This is a genomic window from Xylophilus sp. ASV27, assembly GCF_016428875.1.
Classification (GTDB): Bacteria; Pseudomonadota; Gammaproteobacteria; order Burkholderiales; family Burkholderiaceae_C; genus Xylophilus.
This window is the reverse complement of sequence record NZ_JAELTO010000202.1, coordinates 1-3,019: the sequence shown is the minus strand read 5'-3', so window position 1 is coordinate 3,019 and position 3,019 is coordinate 1. Positions and strand designations below refer to the sequence as shown.

The window sequence follows — 3,019 nt, the reverse complement described above, 5'->3', positions numbered from 1 at the left end:
CCCCCCCCCCCCCCCCCCCCCCCCCCCCCCCCCCCCCCCCCCCCCCCCCTCTTTTAGATGTGTATAAGAGACAGGGCCAAGGAAATGTTCCCCGGAAAGCGCAATTCGCTGGACGCGCTGTGCGACCGCCTGGGCGTCGACAATTCCAGTCGGACCCTTCACGGGGCGCTGCTCGACGCGGAACTGCTGGCCGACGTCTACATCAACCTCACGCGCGGGCAGAACGCGCTGCAGATCGACGTCGCCGCGCCGGAGGAGGGCCAGGCCGAGGTGGTGCGCGTGGACCTGCGCCAATTCATGCTGCCGGTCATCGTGGCCAGCGAGCAGGAGCGGCTCGCGCATGAGGCGGTACTCCAGCAGCTCGAAAAGGCCAGCGGCGGCAAGACGATCTGGAAGGATCGCGCCGAAACTGTGTAATAATCGTAGGCTGACGTACCAAGCTTCGTCGGGTGATTAGCTCAGCGGTAGAGCACTGCCTTCACACGGCAGGGGTCGCAGGTTCAAACCCTGCATCACCCACCAGATTCGAAAGGCCCGAGCATTTGTTCGGGCCTTTTTTGTTGGTGCCGCAGGAGGTCGGGAGGGCCGGCAATGAGAACGTTGAACCCGGGGCAGTCGAGCCGGCGCCAGCGCGCGGGCGTGGCCGTCGTCCTCTATCTGGCGCTGATCGGCGGGAGCGCCCTGCTGCTGGGCCTGGTCCTGCGCCGGCAGCGCCTGCTGCGCGAACGGGCGCAACAGTGCGAGGCCGAGCGGCTGGCCTGCGCTGAGCGGCTCGATCTGATGCTGACCGGTGCCGACGTCGGCCTGTGGGAATGGAGCGTCGCGGCTCGGCGCATCGAATTCAGTGATCGCTGGCATGAGCTGCTGGGCCTGATGCCGGGCGCGTATTCGGGCAACGACGAGGCCTGGCATGCGCTGGTGCATCCCGACGACCTGCCCGGCCTGCGCGCCGGGCTGGAGCGGCACCATCAGGTCGAGGCTCCGTTCCATGAGATCGAGTACCGGATGCGGCACCAGTCCGGCCGCTGGATCTGGGTGCTGGATCGTGCCAAGGTGATGCGGCGCGACGGCCACGGCGCGCCGCTGCGTATCGTCGGCGCACACATGGACATCACCGAGCGCAAGCGTGCGGACGAGGCGTTGCGGCAGAGCGAGGTGCGTTTCCGCAGCCTGACCGAGCTTTCCTCCGACTGGTACTGGGAACTGGACGAGCAGCACCGCTTCGTGCGCATCGAAGGCTATTCGGACACCGATTTCGGCCTGCCGCAGGAGGACAACATCGGCCTGACGCGCTGGGACCTCGGGGCGCTCAACATGACCGAAGCGGACTGGCAGCAGCACCGTGCCGTGCTGGATGCGCACCAGACCTTCCATGACCTCGAACTGCAGCGGCTCGATGCGAACGGCGAGACCTACTGGGTGTCGATCAGCGGCACGCCCATCTTCGACACGCAGGGGGTGTTCCGCGGTTACCGCGGCATCGGCCGCAGCGTTACCGAGCGCAAGCGGGTCGAGGACGAGATCGAGCGGCTGGCCTTCTATGACGCGCTCACCGGCCTGCCCAACCGCCGGCTGCTGCTGGACCGCCTGAGCGCGGCGCTGGCGCAGTGCCGCGTGCGGCAGCAGCGCGGCGCGCTGCTGTTCATCGACCTGGACAATTTCAAGGACCTCAACGACACCATGGGCCACGACGTCGGCGACTCGCTGCTCGAGCGCGTGGCCAACCGCCTGGTGACCTGCGTCAAGGGCGGCGATACCGTGGCGCGGCTGGGCGGCGACGAGTTCGTGGTGATGCTCGAGGGCCTGGAAGGTGACGAGGCGAGCGCCACGGCGCAGGCGCGCCTGGTGGGCGAGCGCATCCTGACCCTGCTGAACAACCCGTACCAGTTGGAGGGCTACCAGCACCACAGCACGCCCAGCCTGGGCGTTGCGCTGTTCGATGGCGCCGTGGAGAGCGTGGACGACCTGCTCAAGCGCGCCGACCTGGCCATGTACCAGGCCAAGGCCGCCGGCCGCAACACCCTGTGCTTCTTTCACCCCGACATGCAGAAGGCGGTGTCGGCCCGCTCGGAGCTGGAGGCCGACCTGCGCCATGCCATCGACAGGCGCGAACTGCTGCTGTACTACCAGCCGGTGGTGGACCACGAACGGCGCCTGAGCGGCGTGGAGGCGCTGGTGCGCTGGCACCACCCGCGCCGCGGCATGGTGACGCCGGGCGAATTCATTCCGCTGGCCGAGCAGACGGGCCTGATCCTGCCCCTGGGCTACTGGGTGCTGGCAACCGCCTGCGAGCAGTTGGTGCGGTGGCAGGCGCAGCCCGAGACCGCGTCGCTGAGCATTGCGGTCAACGTGAGCGCGCGGCAGTTCCGGCAGATGGATTTCGTGCAGCGCGTGCTCGATGCGCTGAACCGGACCGGCGCGCGCGGGGACCGGCTCAAGATCGAGCTGACCGAGACGCTGCTGCTCAACGACGTGGAAGACATCATCGCCAAGATGACGGCGCTGCAGGCCCATGGCGTGGGCTTCTCGCTGGACGACTTCGGCACCGGCTACTCCTCGCTGAGCTACCTCAAGCGGCTGCCGCTGGACACGCTCAAGATCGACCAGTCCTTCGTGCGCGACGTGCTGACCGATCCCAACGACGCGGCCATCGTTCGCACCATCCTCGCGCTGGCCGAGAGCCTGGACTTGGCCGTGGTCGCCGAGGGCGTGGAGACGCAGGGCCAGCTCGATTTCCTCATGCGCAACGGCTGCCGCGCCTTCCAGGGCTACTTGTTCGGCCGGCCTGCGCCGGTACAGGTGATGCTGGCGCAACTCCTGCCGGTCGACCCGGATTTGCCTGAGCCTGTGCTGAGAATATGAAAGAAATAGGCTTGTAGCCCAGGTGGAAAATGGGCAGGGCAATCGCATCTAACCAGAGCCCCCCATCCCCAGAGCCGCTCCCATGCCCATGAGGTGCTCCAGATAGGGCAGGCTCCAGCCAGCGCGCTTGCGCTTGGCCTGCAGCCCGAGCTTCACC

At 67.5% G+C, this 3,019-nt stretch carries 1 protein-coding gene, 1 tRNA gene and 1 pseudogene; all 3 read left to right on the top strand.

Going from position 1 to position 3,019, the window contains the following annotated elements:
* Positions 1-75: 75 nt before the first annotated feature.
* Positions 76-417 (top strand): annotated as a pseudogene (locus JHD63_RS22175) (DNA polymerase III subunit epsilon); the annotation flags it as partial.
* 30 nt (positions 418-447) lie between these two features.
* Positions 448-522: transfer RNA gene (locus JHD63_RS22170), tRNA-Val, on the top strand.
* Positions 523-591: 69 nt separating this feature from the next.
* Entirely contained in the window at positions 592-2,862 is a 2,271-nt protein-coding gene (locus tag JHD63_RS22165) for a putative bifunctional diguanylate cyclase/phosphodiesterase (RefSeq protein WP_198972949.1), read from the top strand.
* Positions 2,863-3,019: the final 157 nt, after the last annotated feature.

Bases quoted from the DNA above. Each gene is read 5' to 3' on its own strand.
- JHD63_RS22165 (WP_198972949.1), top strand. From the start codon at position 592: ATGAGAACGTTGAACCCGGGGCAGTCGAGCCGGCGCCAGCGCGCGGGC.